The organism is Bacillus sp. FJAT-27251 (assembly GCF_001273925.1).
In the GTDB taxonomy this organism is placed as follows: domain Bacteria; phylum Bacillota; class Bacilli; order Bacillales; family Cytobacillaceae; genus Mesobacillus_B.
In genome coordinates, this window is sequence record NZ_LIGG01000001.1 from 877790 (window position 1) to 892358 (window position 14569).

At 50.8% G+C, this 14569-nt stretch carries 8 protein-coding genes and 1 pseudogene; 5 read left to right on the forward strand and 4 right to left on the reverse strand.

Annotation, left to right across the window (positions count from 1 at the left end):
• The first annotated feature begins 88 nt into the window (after nucleotides 1-88).
• Nucleotides 89-3121, forward strand: a pseudogene (locus ADU22_RS04100) (efflux RND transporter permease subunit).
• A gap of 607 nt (nucleotides 3122-3728) precedes the next feature.
• Here ADU22_RS04100 and ADU22_RS04105 read toward each other — a convergent pair.
• The gene (locus ADU22_RS04105) at nucleotides 3729-5318 is read right to left on the reverse strand and encodes a response regulator (protein ID WP_053361040.1); all 1590 of its coding nucleotides are present in this window, start codon (nucleotides 5316-5318) and stop codon (nucleotides 3729-3731) included.
• Nucleotides 5315-7129 (reverse strand): cache domain-containing sensor histidine kinase, encoded by a 1815-nt coding sequence (locus tag ADU22_RS04110; protein WP_053364461.1) that lies wholly within the window; start codon nucleotides 7127-7129, stop codon nucleotides 5315-5317. Before ADU22_RS04110 ends, ADU22_RS04105 begins: the two co-directional genes overlap by 4 nt.
• Nucleotides 7130-7300: 171 nt before the next feature.
• Between ADU22_RS04110 and ADU22_RS04115 the strand changes: the two genes are divergently transcribed.
• The 3 genes from ADU22_RS04115 to ADU22_RS04125 all read left to right on the forward strand — a co-directional run bounded on the left by ADU22_RS04115 (nucleotide 7301) and on the right by ADU22_RS04125 (nucleotide 10529).
• Nucleotides 7301-8269 (forward strand): carbohydrate ABC transporter permease, encoded by a 969-nt coding sequence (locus ADU22_RS04115; RefSeq protein ID WP_082252988.1) that lies wholly within the window; start codon nucleotides 7301-7303, stop codon nucleotides 8267-8269.
• The gene (locus ADU22_RS04120; RefSeq protein ID WP_053361041.1) at nucleotides 8269-9096 is read left to right on the forward strand and encodes a carbohydrate ABC transporter permease; all 828 of its coding nucleotides are present in this window, start codon (nucleotides 8269-8271) and stop codon (nucleotides 9094-9096) included. The genes ADU22_RS04115 and ADU22_RS04120 overlap by 1 nt, the downstream gene beginning before the upstream one ends.
• A 131-nt stretch (nucleotides 9097-9227) precedes the next feature.
• Nucleotides 9228-10529, forward strand: coding sequence for an ABC transporter substrate-binding protein (locus tag ADU22_RS04125; protein ID WP_053361042.1), 1302 nt, complete (start codon nucleotides 9228-9230; stop codon nucleotides 10527-10529).
• 209 nt (nucleotides 10530-10738) lie between these two features.
• On the opposite strand, the gene ADU22_RS04130 is transcribed toward ADU22_RS04125, so the two are convergent.
• Together ADU22_RS04130 and spoIIQ are read right to left on the reverse strand one after the other, a co-directional pair.
• On the reverse strand, nucleotides 10739-12736 hold the full coding sequence (locus ADU22_RS04130; RefSeq protein ID WP_053361043.1) for a penicillin-binding transpeptidase domain-containing protein: 1998 nt from the start codon (nucleotides 12734-12736) through the stop codon (nucleotides 10739-10741).
• A 263-nt stretch (nucleotides 12737-12999) separates the two neighbouring features.
• Nucleotides 13000-13902, reverse strand: a complete 903-nt coding sequence (gene spoIIQ, locus ADU22_RS04135) for a stage II sporulation protein SpoIIQ (RefSeq protein WP_053361044.1) — start codon at nucleotides 13900-13902, stop codon at nucleotides 13000-13002.
• A gap of 122 nt (nucleotides 13903-14024) precedes the next feature.
• Here spoIIQ and ADU22_RS04140 point away from each other — a divergent pair, with 122 nt between their 5' ends.
• Nucleotides 14025-14447 carry a VanZ family protein gene (locus ADU22_RS04140; protein ID WP_053361045.1) on the forward strand — a complete coding sequence of 141 codons (423 nt, stop codon included), beginning with the start codon at nucleotides 14025-14027 and terminating at the stop codon, nucleotides 14445-14447.
• The last annotated feature ends 122 nt before the right edge of the window (nucleotides 14448-14569 follow it).

A 14569-nucleotide genomic window follows, 5' to 3' on the forward strand; every position in this document is an offset into this window, starting at 1 on the left:
TCTTTTTTTCTGGTTCTTTTTACCCAAATAGATTCATATCTTATCCTGTCTTACATAGCGGCTTTTGCCAGGAGAGGAGAAAGAAGGAATGTCTTGGTTTACAAAATGGTCTTTTAAAAACAAGAGTGCGGTCGCGATATTGTCCATCCTGATTATGGGGCTTGGACTGATCAGCTATTCCACCATGCCGATGGAGTTCCTCCCCGCGGCCGACCAGCCCCAGGTGACCGTCGTGGTCATGGGGGAAGGAAATGATGCGGAGACGATGCGCGAAGGCGTCACGGAACCCATCGAAAATGCGCTATCGGGAGTAGCTGGAAAGAAAAACGTCTTTTCCACTACTGGGGATGGATATTCGAAAACCGATATCTTCTTCGAATCGAAAACACCGATGAAAGAAGCGAAATCGGATGTGCAGGAAGCCATCGCTTCCCTCACGCTTCCGGCAAACGTGAGCAAACCCCAGATCGTCCAGCTGAACACAAGCATGATTCCGATCTCCCAGATTACGGTCACCTTCGGCGGAGGGGTCACGCATGAGAACATCGAATTTGCCGAGAAGGAAATCCTTCCTTCTTTTAAAAGCATCAAGGGAGTGGGCAGCGTCCAGGTTATGGGAACCTCCTCTTCTTCCGTTTCCCTTGAGCTGAAGGAAAAGGAGATGGCTGAAAGCGGGATCCCGCTTCAGCAGATCCTCGGAGTCCTTCAGGGATACGACACTTCTGCAGCGGTAGCTGGAAAAACGCTTGACGGAGAAGCCGCCAACATCAAGGTTGTCGGGAACATAGAAAGCCTTGAAGAGCTAGAGAAGCTCCCGGTAGCTCCGGGCGTCCTCTTAAAAGATATCGCGAGTGTGAAGGAATCCTCTTCAAGTAACGCGCTGAACCATATCAACGGCGAAGAAGGCCTGTTTATGATTGTCACGAAGGACACCACATCGAATGCGGTGAGTGTGACCAAGGATGTGGCCGCTGCCGCCGAGGAGCTGAACAAAAAGTTCACGCAGCAGGAAACGACCGTCGTGCTCGATACAGGGGAAATGATTGAGAATTCGGTTCACACGATGATGAAGGAAGTGCTGCTTGGGGCTTTGTTCGCCACCATCGTCATCATGGTGTTCCTCCGGAATATCCGTTCAACAGTGATTACCATTGTCTCAATCCCGCTGTCGCTTTGCTTCACGCTGTTTCTATTGTCGCGGTCCGGCATCACCCTGAACATCCTTACCCTGGGTGGGGTGGCGGTGGCGGTCGGGCGCCTTGTCGACGACAGCATCGTGGTCATCGAAAACATTTTTCGGAAAAGGCAAACTGAGCCTTTCTCGGTCTCGATGATCATGGAGGCTACCAAGGAAGTGGGCAGCGCCATCACCTCCTCGACCTTGACGACGGTGGCCGTTTTCCTTCCGATCGGTCTTGTGAGCGGGTCGCTTCAGGAGTTCGTCCTGCCTTTCGCCTTGACGGTTACCTACTCGCTCCTGGCTTCCCTGATCGTGGCCCTCACCGTGGTTCCCGTCATGAGCGCCGGGTTGCTGAAAAACGCGAAATTGCCTGAACACAGGCCGCCTGCCGCTTTTACGAATTTCGTCGCCTGGTCGCTGGACCACAAGAAAACGGTCCTGCTTGTATCGGGATTCCTCTTTGTTGGGTCGATCGGCACCTATTTTGCGATGCCAAAAGGAGCCGTGGACTCATCGGGGGCGGATTTCGTGGTCGCGACCCTTGCCTAGCCGAACACCACTCCGGTGGAGGAAGTAAGGGAAAATTCCCTTGAACTGGAGAAGTTCATCCTGGGCAGGGAAGAAGTGCTCTACAACATCACCCAGATGGGGAATTCAGCGGAAGCCGCCCAGTTCGGTCAGGTAGGCTCCCCAACACAAACGACATTTTCAATCATCCTGAAGGAAAAGGGCGAAACGGATTCACTCCTTTCGGCGATCGAGGAACAGAAAGATGTTTATCCCGGTGCGGAACTTACCGTGGCGGCGGCCAGCATGATGGGCGGTTCCTCCTCCGAAATCACAGTCGACGTCCTCGGGGATTCCATTGAAGAAATCGAATTGGCAGCCAATAAAATCAAAAAGGCGCTGTCTGGCATCGAAGGGGTGGAATCGGTCTCCACCAACCTCGAAGAAAAGAAAATGGTCTATTCGTACGAAGTCCGCCCTGAGGAAGCGAACGCCCAGCAAGTGGCCCAGCAGCTCTCTCTCATGCTGAACCGGGTTCCCATTGGAGCGATCGAGCTTCAGGGGGAGAAAACGCCGGTTTTTGTGGAACCTCTCCTGGATCCGAAGCAGCCTGACGACCTGAAAGACATCACCATCCTTGCGCACCAGGGGCCAAAGCTCATTTCCGAGGCGGCCAAACTTCAGGGAAAGGAAGAACCAACAAGTCTTTACCATAAGGACGGGGTTCTGTATGCAAGGGTGAGCGGGGTTGTCGAGTCCGGGAAGATTTCCGACATCGCCGCTGAAATGAACACCCTCCTGTTCGCCAGGGAGGATAAAGGCGGACTGGAGCTTCCAAAAGGCGTGGAAGTGGCCGTCGGAGGGGCGAGCGTCCAGCAGAGCGACGATTTCACCGACCTGTTCATTACCATGGCCGCTTCCGTCGGCATCGTGTTTTTGATCATGGTGATCACCTTCAAGACGATCCGTGCGCCGATTGCCATCCTGTTCTCGCTTCCTCTCGCAGCGATCGGGGCGATTCTCGGCCTGCTCGTGAGCAGGATAGCTGTCGACATCACCGCACTCCTTGGGGCGCTCATGCTGATCGGGATCGTCGTCACCAATGCCATCGTGCTTCTTGACCGGGTCAAGCAGAACGAAAGGAAAATGAGCATCCGCGAATCGATCGTGGAAGCGGCCGCAGTACGGATGAGGCCGATTCTGATGACCGCGGTGGCGACCATTTGCGCCATGCTGCCGCTCCTCTTCAAAAAGGCCGAATCCGGCGTGCTCGTCTCCCAGAGCCTGGCCGTTGTCGTCATTGGAGGCCTCGCCGTGGCGACGCTGCTCACCCTTGTGGTGATCCCTGTCGTCTACGAACTGCTTCATTACAAGAAATCAAGGAAGGAGCGCCAGCTGAAGGCAGAGGAAGCCGACGTAAAACAGGAATCATAAGAAGGCGGCGGGGTTTCCCGTACCTGTAACAATAAAAAGCAAAGCCATTCGCTCAGGATAGGCTTTGCTTTTTTATTGGTAGGTCAAGTGGTTGAATATATAGACGGAGAGATTCCGCCTAATTCATAAGTGGGATTGAAAATAGTATTTAATAAACGGAGAAACTCCGCCTAATTCATGAGTGGGATTGAAAACGGCATTTAATAAAAGGAGAAATTCCGCTTATTTCATAAGTGGGATTGAAATTAGCATTTAATAGACGGACGTATTCCGCCTAATTCATAAGTGGGATTGAAAATAGCATTTAATAAACAGAGAGATTCCGCCTAATTCATAAGTAGGAATGAAAACAGCATTTAATAAAAGGAGAAATTCCGCCTATTTCATAAATAGGCTTGAAAATGGCTCTAATAGACGGAGAGATTCCGCTTATTGAATGGAAAAACACCAAAAATGGGTGGTTTTGCTTTGCATAAACGGAAAACCTCCCCTTATTTTGCGGGAAATATGGCTATTTCCCGGATTAGGCGGAATTCTTCCGTTTATTTTCCCCCCCCAAGCGTTTACCCCCATCAAATTGCACGTCGCAACCGAACTGCTTACCCCATCACACCCCTTGCCTCTTCCCCTGCCGATACTCATTCGGCGTGATGCCTTCCACTTTTTTAAATACTTTCCTGAAATACTTATCATCCTGGTAGCCAACCATGTTGGCAATCTCAAACACCTTCAGCTGGCTGTTTTTCAACAGCGATTTTGCCTTTTTGATGCGGTATTTCACGATATAATCGGAGATGTTTTCGCCGAATTCCTGTTTGAACTTGCGCGAGATGTATTCCCGGCTGATGTAAAATTGGTCGGCGATTTCCTGGAGCTTCACATCCCGGTCAAAATTATTCTGCAAATAGGTTTCAATCTCGTAGATGATGTTCTTCTTTTCTAGCTTGCTTTCGCGCCTGATGGACTCCAGGAAAATCGAAATCTCGCGCTTTTTCCGATCCACATATTGCTCCAGATGAAAATGGCCATCCCGGTCAAAAAAGGGCTCAATCTGTTTCTCTGCCTCATCGGGGACAGCAAAAGCAAGGTTGTAGCGCTTCAGCCACTGTGCACTGATGACCTGATACTCTTTTTCCAGATGCAGCAGCTGCCTGAGCGAGAGGAAATTCCCTTTCGTCATTTCCTGTTCCACTTCTTCGATCAGTTCAGCAAAGGCGCTTTCCTCCCCAGCCTGGACGGCGAGCTCGATTCCCGGCGCATAGGCCATCAGCGACGGCAAAGCTTGCTCGCTTTCATCACGCCTTGTGTAAACCCGCACTTCTTTTGCATCCAACAGGTTTTGGCTGAGCAGCACCTCGTTTGCCTCGGCATACGAATCCATCAGGGAGGAAATCTCGCTGACAGGTGGGCCGGCCGCAATCGGACAGCTGAATTTCACCGCTTGCTTCAGGGACCGGTAAATCCGGCGCAGCAATTCTTCCATCTGGTCAAATTGGTCCCAGAGGATGATGGCCGCCTGGCCTTTTTGTGCCAGATAGCGAAAGGCGATGCCGCTGTCCTCCGCCGACAGAACTTCATTGATCACATTCAGCACCGTAAAATACGCCAGGTCGCGGTCATGGCCGAAGTTCTTGATCATTTTCCCGCTCAGCTTCACGACCGCGGTCACATATTTTCCTGAAGACTGAAAACCGAGCTCCTCGTACTGCTCTTTTTTCACATCGGAGGAGGTGAAGAGCTTGGTGAGCATCCGGTCGCGGTAGACGGGCTTCATTTCATTCAGGAGCTGGGTGCTGCTTTTTTCCTTGCTGCGCCCGGCTTCTTCCTTTTTCCATTCTTCCACGGCATTTGCAAGCGTTTGGTTGAGAATCTCGGGATCAACTGGCTTCAGGAGGTAATCATGGCTGCCAAAGTGGATCGCTTTTCTCATATAATGATAGTCGTCATAGCCGGTGACCACGATCGTCTTGCTGTCGGGCATGTGCTCCTTAATCCACTCCAGCAGCCCGATGCCATCCTTCCTCGGCATTTTCATATCGGTAAAAATGATCTCCGGCCTATGCTCCTGGATGAGCTCAATCGCCTCCTCGCCGTTTTTCGCTTCATAAATTTCAGCAATCCCCTGTACATCCCATTCTGCGAGCAGCCTGATGGCCTCCCTGACATGCTGTTCATCATCCACGATCAATGCTTTCATGAACTCCACACCTCCTTCGAAATTTGTGCCGGAATGAGGATCGTCACGGAAAAACCGCCGTGCTCCCCTCTTTCAATCTTCATTTCTGCCTGATTTTGATAGTAGATCTGCAGGCGTTCATAGATGTTCCGGAGGCCGATGCTTTCCCCCTCGGGACCAGCTTTAGAAACCTGTGCCAGCCCCTCCTGCAGCTTTTCGGCATCGTCCGCGGTAATTCCTTCACCATTATCGACAATGGTAATTTTGACGCGATCCTTCCCCAGCAAGGCGGCGCGAATCTCCACCCAGGAAATCTCGTCACTCTGGTCAAAGCCATGCTTAAAACTATTTTCAACGATCGGCTGCAAAATCATCTTCGGCACTTCGATATGCTCCACTTCATGCTGGATGTCGAACCTGTACTCAAACCGGTCGCCAAAGCGCTGTTTCTGCAGGTCAAGATACGATTTTACATGCTCGATTTCCTGTTTGAAAGGAACGATATCGACATTGACATTCATGCTGTACCTCATCATCTTCGCCAGCGATGTCAGAAGCGAGTACACGGGAACCGCTTTATGCTTCAAAGCGAGCGTGCCGATCGACTGCAGCGCATTATAAAGGAAATGCGGGTTCACCTGTGACTGCAGCACCCGCAGCTGGCTTGACTTGTTCTCGATTTCCAGCTTGTATTCCCGCTCTATCAGGTCATTGATGGTGGCGATCATCTTTTTAAAATGATTGCCAAGCATGCCGAATTCATCATTCCCGAGTGAATCAAAGTCGGCCTTGAATTCCCCCTTCTCCACTCTTTTCATATTGGCAATGAGAACCTTAATCGGCTGTGTGAAACGGATGGAGATGAACATCGTCGCCAGCACAACGATCACGAGTGAGAGAAGGCCGATCAAAATATTCATGAAGGCCGTTTCCCTGGCACCCTGGTATAGAAGGTCATACGGAATTCTCTTGGCGATGCGCCAGTCTCCCGAGGGGCCGGCAAAGCTGTCATGGACGATGACACCATCAAAATCCCCAGCTTTCCATTCAAGGCTGCCGCCCGCCTGATCCAGCTCTCGGTACCACTCATCGCTGTTGGTTTGTCCGATCCGCTCTTCCTCGGAAGAATAGACAATCACGCCTTCCTGGTTCATCACGTAAAAATCCTCGGTATCTTTTACATACAGCTGGTCGGCAATCGATTGGATCCTTGACAGATTCACGTCAAAAGACAAAAACGCCAGCGGGTCATCGAGCGGCACATCCCTGATCAGGCTGTGGAAAGAGATCACATTTGCCTTCTGTGATTCCGGAATCAAGGAAAGATTGTTATAACTGTAGATTTCATGCGGAGGCTCAATCAGCGTGTTCTGGCCCGGAGGCAGCTGGCTCAGCTTCGCGTAATAAGGGTGGTCGTCCACATTTTCATAGTGGCCGCGGCCGCTCAGGGCTGAATGATAGTTTGTGTAGGAATCCTTGCCTTCATGGATATACAGATGCATCTGCTCAATTTCCGGACGGGTGCTGTATAAATAAGCCATAATCCGGTAGATTTCTTCCTGGTTCGCAATCAGATTTTCCGAAACGCCATCCCGCAGCACATTCATCAGCGGTGTGTACCTGTAAAGCGTCGTCGTCAAATAGGAAAAATCCTGAAGATAGGTGGCGATATCCTCCTTGCCGGCCGCGATCACTTCCTGGTTCCTGGAGACAAAGCTCTCGTTCAGGGCGGAGGTTGTGTACCAGTACGTGACGGCAATCGCAAAGCTGGACGGCAGGACCGTAACAGCCAGCAGGAAGATGATAAGTTTTTTTCTGATGCTCCATCCCATGCGTTCGGACCCTCCCCCATGTGTCAAAATCGGAATAATTTTACTTATTGTAGCGCTTTTATCCAGGGTGGTCAAAATTGATAGTTCAATATTTTCCACCTTTTTGGTCAATGTAAGCCGTTTCATAAATTTGCCCAATCTTTAAAATAAGGAGTATCGGAGGTGCAGATGATGAGTAATCATACTAAACTGGAAAATACAAATTCAGCCTCGTTTCCTAATCAGACGAGTGCAAACGCATCCAAACCAACAACGTTCCTAAACAGCAAAAAGCTGAAAAAAGCCGGACTTTTCGCTTTGTTCGTCGGACCCGCCTTTCTGGCCTTTTCCGTCATTGTCCTGATTCCGTTCCTGACAGGTGTCTATTACGCCTTCACGGACTGGAACGGCGTTACCGGGAATGTCACCTGGGTAGGATTGGATAACTTCAAGTATCTGTTCACCGAGGACAAGCAGTTCCAGCAATCCTTCCTTTTAACGATAAAATATACGGTCGTCGCGATTGTGCTGACCAACATTGTCGGGTTCGGCCTGGCTTTGCTGGTGTCACAGATGCTGAAAACAAGAAACATCCTGCGGACGGTGTTCTTCCTGCCAAACCTGATCGGCGGACTGCTGCTCGGTTTCATCTGGCAGTTCATTTTCATCAGAGGCTTCCAGAGCATCGGCGCCGCCACTGGCTGGTCGCTGTTCGAACTTCCATGGCTCGGAGATGAAAACACAGCGTTCTGGGGAATCGTCATTGTTTCCGTCTGGCAGGGAGCCGGCTACATCATGCTCATCTACTTGGCCGCGCTGCAGAATGTGCCACAGGATATTGTCGAAGCAGCCAAGATTGACGGCGCCAGCCGCTTTCAGGTATTGCGCCACATCACGATGCCAATGGTCGCGCCTGCTGTCACCATCTGCTTATTTTTAACGATTTCATCCTCATTCAAGATTTTCGATGTCAACCTGTCGCTGACAAACGGGGGACCGTTCAAGTCCACCGAAATGCTCGCGCTGAACATTTATACAGAAGCTTTCGTCAACAACCGCTACGGACTCGGTGAGGCAAAAGCATTGATCTTCTTCCTTGTTGTCGCCGCCATTACGGTCATCCAGGTGAGCATCACGAAGAAAAGGGAGGTTGAATCCTGATGGAAAACAAGTATACAGGAAGGACGTTCATCGTCGAGATTGTGGCGATTGTGCTCGGGCTCATCTTCCTTGTCCCATTCTATTATGTTGTCTCAAACTCTCTTAAAACCTTTGCCGAAATTTTAACGAACACATCGGCCTTGCCTTCGGTCCTGCAGTTTTCGAACTATGTGCAGGCGTTCGAGAAGCTCGACTATCTCAGAGTGTTCACCAACTCGCTGATCATTACGGTGGCCAGCAACGTGGTCCTGATTGTCTTCTGTTCGATGGCCGCCTACATGCTGGTCAGGACAAAAAAGAAGATTAGCAACATCATCTTCATGACGTTCGTCGCTGCGATGGTGATTCCGTTCCAGTCGATCATGATTCCGCTGATCAAGACAGCCGGAAGCCTCGGGATGCTGAACAGCATGTGGGGATTGGTCATCATGTACCTTGGCTTCGGCTCGGGCATGACCATCTTCCTGTATCACGGTTTTATTAAAAATATCCCGGTTGAACTCGAAGAAGCCGCGATTATCGATGGCTGCTCTCCGTTCGGAGTGTTCTGGAGAATCGTCTTCCCGCTTTTAAAGCCAATCACAGTGACGGTGATGATCCTGAACTCCCTATGGATCTGGAACGACTTCCTGCTTCCATCCCTGGTCCTTCAGGATCCGGAGCTGCGGACGATTCCGCTGGCGACGTTCTTCTTCTTCGGCCAGTATACAAAGCAGTGGGACCTGGCCCTTGCCGGACTCGTGCTCAGCATCATTCCGTTGCTGATCTTCTTCTTCTCGATGCAAAAGCACATTATTAAGGGGATTACGAGCGGGTCGATTAAGTAGAGTTAACGAGTTTAGGAGCTTTTACAAGCAAGACAACAAGCAGTTTCTGATAAAAGGTCATCTTTCCTTGCCGGTGATGTGCAAAGCCGGCAGGGGAAGCCATACAAACTATTTAATGGGGGTAAAAGAACATGGCGTTCAAAATGAAAAAATACTCAATTGCAGCAGGCGTTTTATCCGCATCCCTTCTTCTTTCCGCTTGCGGCGGCAATGATACGACACAAGGCACGGAAAAGAATGGCGAAAGCACGGGCGATAAAGTCGTAGTCGATATTTTCCAGGGCAAGGTAGAAATCGCGGATCAATTGAAAGCGTTGACAGATGAATATACACAGCAAAACCCGAATGTAACCTTCAATATTGAAACAGTCGGCGGCGGCGCTGATGGTTCAGCGGCCTTGAAAGCGAAATTCGCTTCCAACAATGCGCCTGATATTTTCACAAACGACGGTGACCAGGCAGCACAGGTATGGCTTGATAAATTAGAAGATCTTTCCGACCAGCCATGGGTGGAGGACGCCTTTGACGGCACGCTTGACGGCATGACGATTGACGGTAAAATTTACGGAATGCCTCTGAACATGGAAGGCTACGGTTTCGCCTACAACAAGGCGCTATTTGAAAAGGCAGGCATCACTGAGCTTCCAGCAACTCTTTCCGAGCTTGAAGAAGCAGCCAAGAAGCTGGATGCTGCCGGAATCACTCCATTCTCAATCGGCTATGCCGAGTGGTGGGTGCTGGCGAACCACGGCTTGAATGTTCCATTCGCCTACCAGGATGACGCCGACAAGTTCATCGCCGGCTTGAACGATGGCTCTGCCAAGATTGAAGGAAACGAGCATTTCAAGCAATACTTTGAGCTGCTTGATTTGACAATGAAGTATGGCAACAAGAACCCATTAACTACAGACTACAACACACAAGTCACACTGTTTGCGACTGGCGAAGCCGCGATGACTCAGCAAGGAAACTGGATCCAGCCGATGATTGACAAGATTTCCCCTGACATGGAAGTTGGCTTCATTCCAATGCCTTTGAACGACGATCCTGCCAAAGCCGGCAAGGTTATGGTTGACGTACCAAGCAACTGGGTTGTCTACAACGGCGCTCCTGACGCAGACAAAGAAGCTGCGAAAGACTTCCTCAACTGGATGGTGTCATCTGAAGAAGGCAAGCGCGCGATGACAGAAGAATTCAAGTACATCCCTGCTTTCAAATCGATTGAAGCCAAAGCGGAAGACATCGGCCCACTGGGCGCCGACCTGCTGAAATACTCCCAGGAAGGCCAAACCTACCAGTGGCAGTTCATGAAGTACCCGGATGGCGCAGGCCAGGAATTCGGAGCAGCCCTCCAATCCTACATCGCCGGCAAATCCACAGCCGAAGAAGCCATGAAAGCCATGGACAGCACATGGGCGAAATTGAAGAAATAAGCTGTACGTTTAGACACAAAAACCCCCTGAGGAATCAAGTTCCTCAGGGGGTTTTGTTGTCAGGGTCATTGCTGCGGGGTCAGGCACTCTTTAGTGCATCACCGCGCCGGGGGTCAGGCACCCTTTAACGCTTCACCGCACTCGGGGTCAGGCACTCTTTAGTGGAGTGAAGGCACTCTTCAGTGGAGTGAAGGCACCCGTTCTGTGCTTTACTGTGCTAAAAATACGTTTCTTACCCGGTCTACGGCTTCGCGTGAGCCCTGACCTTCCTGGACGTCTTCGACCATCATGGAGATCAGGAGGTCAGGTGCTTCGGGGTTGTAGCCGACGAACCAGCCCAGCTCGCGGCCCTTGTCGCCCTGTACGTCTTTAATCTCGGCCGTTCCGGTCTTGCCGGCGAATGGCTGGTCCATCCTGGCAAAGTGCGCTGTGCCCTTCGGGTCGGAGACCACCTTCTCCAGCATCGAATTGATCGCCGAGGCCTGCTCGGCACTGATTAAGCCTTCCTGCAATACCTCCCCATGCTGCTCTTCTGCCAGCAGCACCGGCTTGATCAGGTTTCCATTATTGACAAATGGCGTATAGGTAGCTGCCAAATGCAGGATGTTCATTTCGACCTGGCCCTGGCCGTAGCCTGAGTCTGCCAGCTGGATTTCATTCTCCAGCCCGCCGATCTCCGAAGCCTCCAGCGGATAGCTGTACTCGAACTCCTCAAAGCCGAACTTCTTAAGCCCTTCCTGGAATGGCTCCTTGCCAATCTCAAGGGCCGCGCGTGCAAAATAGATATTATCCGAGTAAATCAACGCTTTTTCAAGATCAATCTGCCCTTTTACATCGGAATAGCGGGTCACCTTGTAGTTGCCCCATGAACTGTCCGGCTGCCACTGCTTTTCGGTAATTTCATAGGAAGTATCCAGCTCGATTGCCCCTGATTCCAATCCAACGGCAGCAGTCACAGGCTTGATGACCGATCCTGGCACGTACGTCAGCCTGAAGCGGTTCAAATACGGCTTCAGCGGCTCTTCCTCGATGCTTTGGCGCTGCTGGGCTGACATCCCCAAGGTCTCGGCGTTCGGGTCAAAGCCAGGGGCGCTCACGAGCGCCAGCGTCTCCCCGGTGCGCGGGTTGATCGCTGCCGCCATGCCGGCCTCCCCTTTCAGCTGGTCGTAAATCTTCTGCTGCAGCACGACATCGATGGTCAGCTGGACATTCTCGCCATTTTCCACCGGCCGCTCCACCAGCAGTTTCTTCGTGCCGTCTTCTTTGACAATCGCAACTTCGACACCGTTGGTTCCTTTCAATTTTTCCTCATACACCTGCTCAAGGCCGCGTTTGCCGATATAATCATTCGCGGTATAGCCTTTGCCTTCGAGCTTCTCCAAATCCTCCGCGGTCACCGGCGCAATAAAGCCGACAAGGTGCGAAACATCCTCGCCGTATGGATATTCCCGGGCGCCGACTGTCTGGTTGGTCACACCGCCAATGGCGAACAGCTTCTCCTGCAGGTCGACATCGGTTTTGGGAATCTTTTTCAGCGGCACAAACAGGTCATCTTTTACCCAGCCCGCATTGAGGGCGTTGTTGATCTGATCCTCGCTCATATTGAGCAGCTCCGCCAGCTTTTTAATGCTGTCAGCCTTTTGGGCATCATCGCCCATCTTGCCCGGCACGACGCCGATCTGCATCGCTGACCCGTTGATGGCCAGCTCATTGCCGCGGCGGTCGAGAATGCTGCCGCGCTCTGCCGGAATGGTATTCAGGCTGATTTTATCCCCGCTTTCAAGCTCAGGGAAAATGTAGGTGGTATTCCAGTCAAGATACCAGTTTGGGCTGTCATCGCGCTCTTCCTTGACCAGCCTTGCCTGATGGTCGAATTCAATCGGCCCGGCCACACTGTCCATTTTGGCCGAGAATGGGAAAACTGCTTCGTTCTCCGGCCGCTCCCGGTCTTCCGGCTCGTTGAACTGGACATCCAGATTATCAATCTGCAGGTCCTGGTAGATTTTATTATACCGGTCGACGAACTCTTCCTTCGTCACCGTACTCTGTGCTGTTTCTGATAAAAACCCGTACATCTCGTCAAACTTTTTGTCGTTCCATAGTTTGACATACTGCGAGAACCTTTCCTCCGGTGCAGGCTCCTTGCTGCAGCCGGCAATAAGGACCGCTATAAAAACTGACATCAGGATGATGAACGCTTTCTTCAATGCTACTCCCCCTCCTCCTGACTAATTTTACCACAGAAGCACAGTAGAGGGACAAGTGAAAAACCGGATGGGTGCAGTGCACTTTGCCGCTTTAGCGCACCGCGGGTCAGGCACCCTTTAATGCTTCACAGCACGTGGGGTCTGGCACGCTTTAGTGCTTTAATGTTCTTCGGTTCGCCTGCACTAAAAAAAGACCCGCTGCGAACGAGCGGGTCTTTGTGACTTGTTTACCATAGGGTGTAAGGGTATCAACAAACTGATTTTTAAGAGTTGCTTGAGTCTGTGTCTTCAGCAGAGTCTTTGTCGTCATCAGCTGGAGTTTTATCGTCCGCTGGCTCTTCGTCAGTTGAAGTTTCTTCACCTGTCTCGGTGCCTTCTTCTGTTGAAGTTTCAGTGTCTTCTTCCATTGAAGCGTCTTCGCCAGTTTGTGTTCCTTCTTCAAGCTGGGAGCCTGCTTCGTCCTTGCCGGAGTTGCTTTCAGGAGCAATTTGGGCTTCTTCCAATGAGCTCAGCGGCTTGTCCAAATAGTCAAGAGGATTCACTGGAATTCCGTCTTTGCGGATCTCAAAGTGTACATGGACGCCTGCTTTTTCATTGAAAACGCTTGTGCCGGCAGTCGCGATTTTGTCGCCCTGCTCGACCATGTCGCCCGCTTTGACTTTGATATTTTTAATTGACTGATACTGTGTTACAATTCCATTGTCGTGCTCGATTTCAATCACGTTGCCAAGCAATGTGTCTTCCTTGACTGTGACTACTTCACCGCTCAGCGATGCAATGACGTCAAATTCCTTGCTATCCTTGGCAGCGATGTCAATACCGGTGTTCGGGTGGTACTGGTTATTGTAGACAACCAGGGACGCTTCCTGCTCAGCCTTGTCACTGTCATTATCATAGAATTGCATTTTAATGACAGAGTTCTCGGCATCCGATAGTGGCATTACGAAATTTTCCAGGGACCTGTTTACTTCGACGGCTGGCTGTTCTTGGAAGCCTCTGCCAGGAACTTCTCCGGCTTGGTCGATTTTCTCTTCACCGCCGTTTGAATACCAGAGAACACCTGTTAGAATGAGTGCGGCACTTGATAGATAAACTGCTGGGTACACCCACCGCTTCTTGAAAAAGCGCTTAAAGCTTTTGTCTTGAGAAGATTTTTCCTCTCTCATTTTCATCACCTCAGCAATCATTCTGAACAGATGCGAAAAAATATATACATAGACTGGAAAAATTTTTTACTGCTTATTTTTCGACAAACCGATTTAAATTATGCATGCATGGAGGTTTTTTTATGAAAGTTTTTTTCAGGCTGCTGCCTTTCCTATATATGGCGCTGATCTGGGTGCTGTCGAGCATGCCTGCCGACGCCGTGGTCGCCCTGCCTGATGATGGTGTGGACCGCTTTATCAAGGAGTCGCTCCACCTTGTGGAATTTGGCATCCTGTATGCGCTCCTGTTTCTTGCAGGTCTCACGCTGCGCGATTTCCGCCCGGCGATGAGCTTTATTTTCATGGGAGTGGCGATTCTGTACGGGCTGGCAGACGAAATTCATCAATCCTTCGTGCCATACCGCTCCGCGACGGTGATTGACTTTGTAAAAGACACTATCGGCGTGCTCGTATTCTCGCACTTTATGCACCACGCGTACTTTAGCGGGAAGTTCGGGAAGCTTGGAGAGTGGCTGAAGGGGTTTCGGGAGCGCGTGCGGGCATAATGAAATCAGTATCTCTGCACAAATCGGGATTATCCTGGTAGATATCAGGATTAAACCCAGCAATATCAGGATTATCCCGAGACATATCAGGATTAAATCCAGCAATATCAGGATTAAAATCC

Coding starts and splice junctions, on each gene's coding strand:
- ADU22_RS04105 (WP_053361040.1), bottom strand. CDS start 5,318: ATGAAAGCATTGATCGTGGATGATGAACAGCATGTCAGGGAGGCCATC.
- ADU22_RS04110 (WP_053364461.1), bottom strand. CDS start 7,129: ATGGGATGGAGCATCAGAAAAAAACTTATCATCTTCCTGCTGGCTGTT.
- ADU22_RS04115 (WP_082252988.1), top strand. CDS start 7,301: ATGAGTAATCATACTAAACTGGAAAATACAAATTCAGCCTCGTTTCCT.
- ADU22_RS04120 (WP_053361041.1), top strand. CDS start 8,269: ATGGAAAACAAGTATACAGGAAGGACGTTCATCGTCGAGATTGTGGCG.
- ADU22_RS04125 (WP_053361042.1), top strand. CDS start 9,228: ATGGCGTTCAAAATGAAAAAATACTCAATTGCAGCAGGCGTTTTATCC.
- spoIIQ (WP_053361044.1), bottom strand. CDS start 13,902: ATGAGAGAGGAAAAATCTTCTCAAGACAAAAGCTTTAAGCGCTTTTTC.
- ADU22_RS04140 (WP_053361045.1), top strand. CDS start 14,025: ATGAAAGTTTTTTTCAGGCTGCTGCCTTTCCTATATATGGCGCTGATC.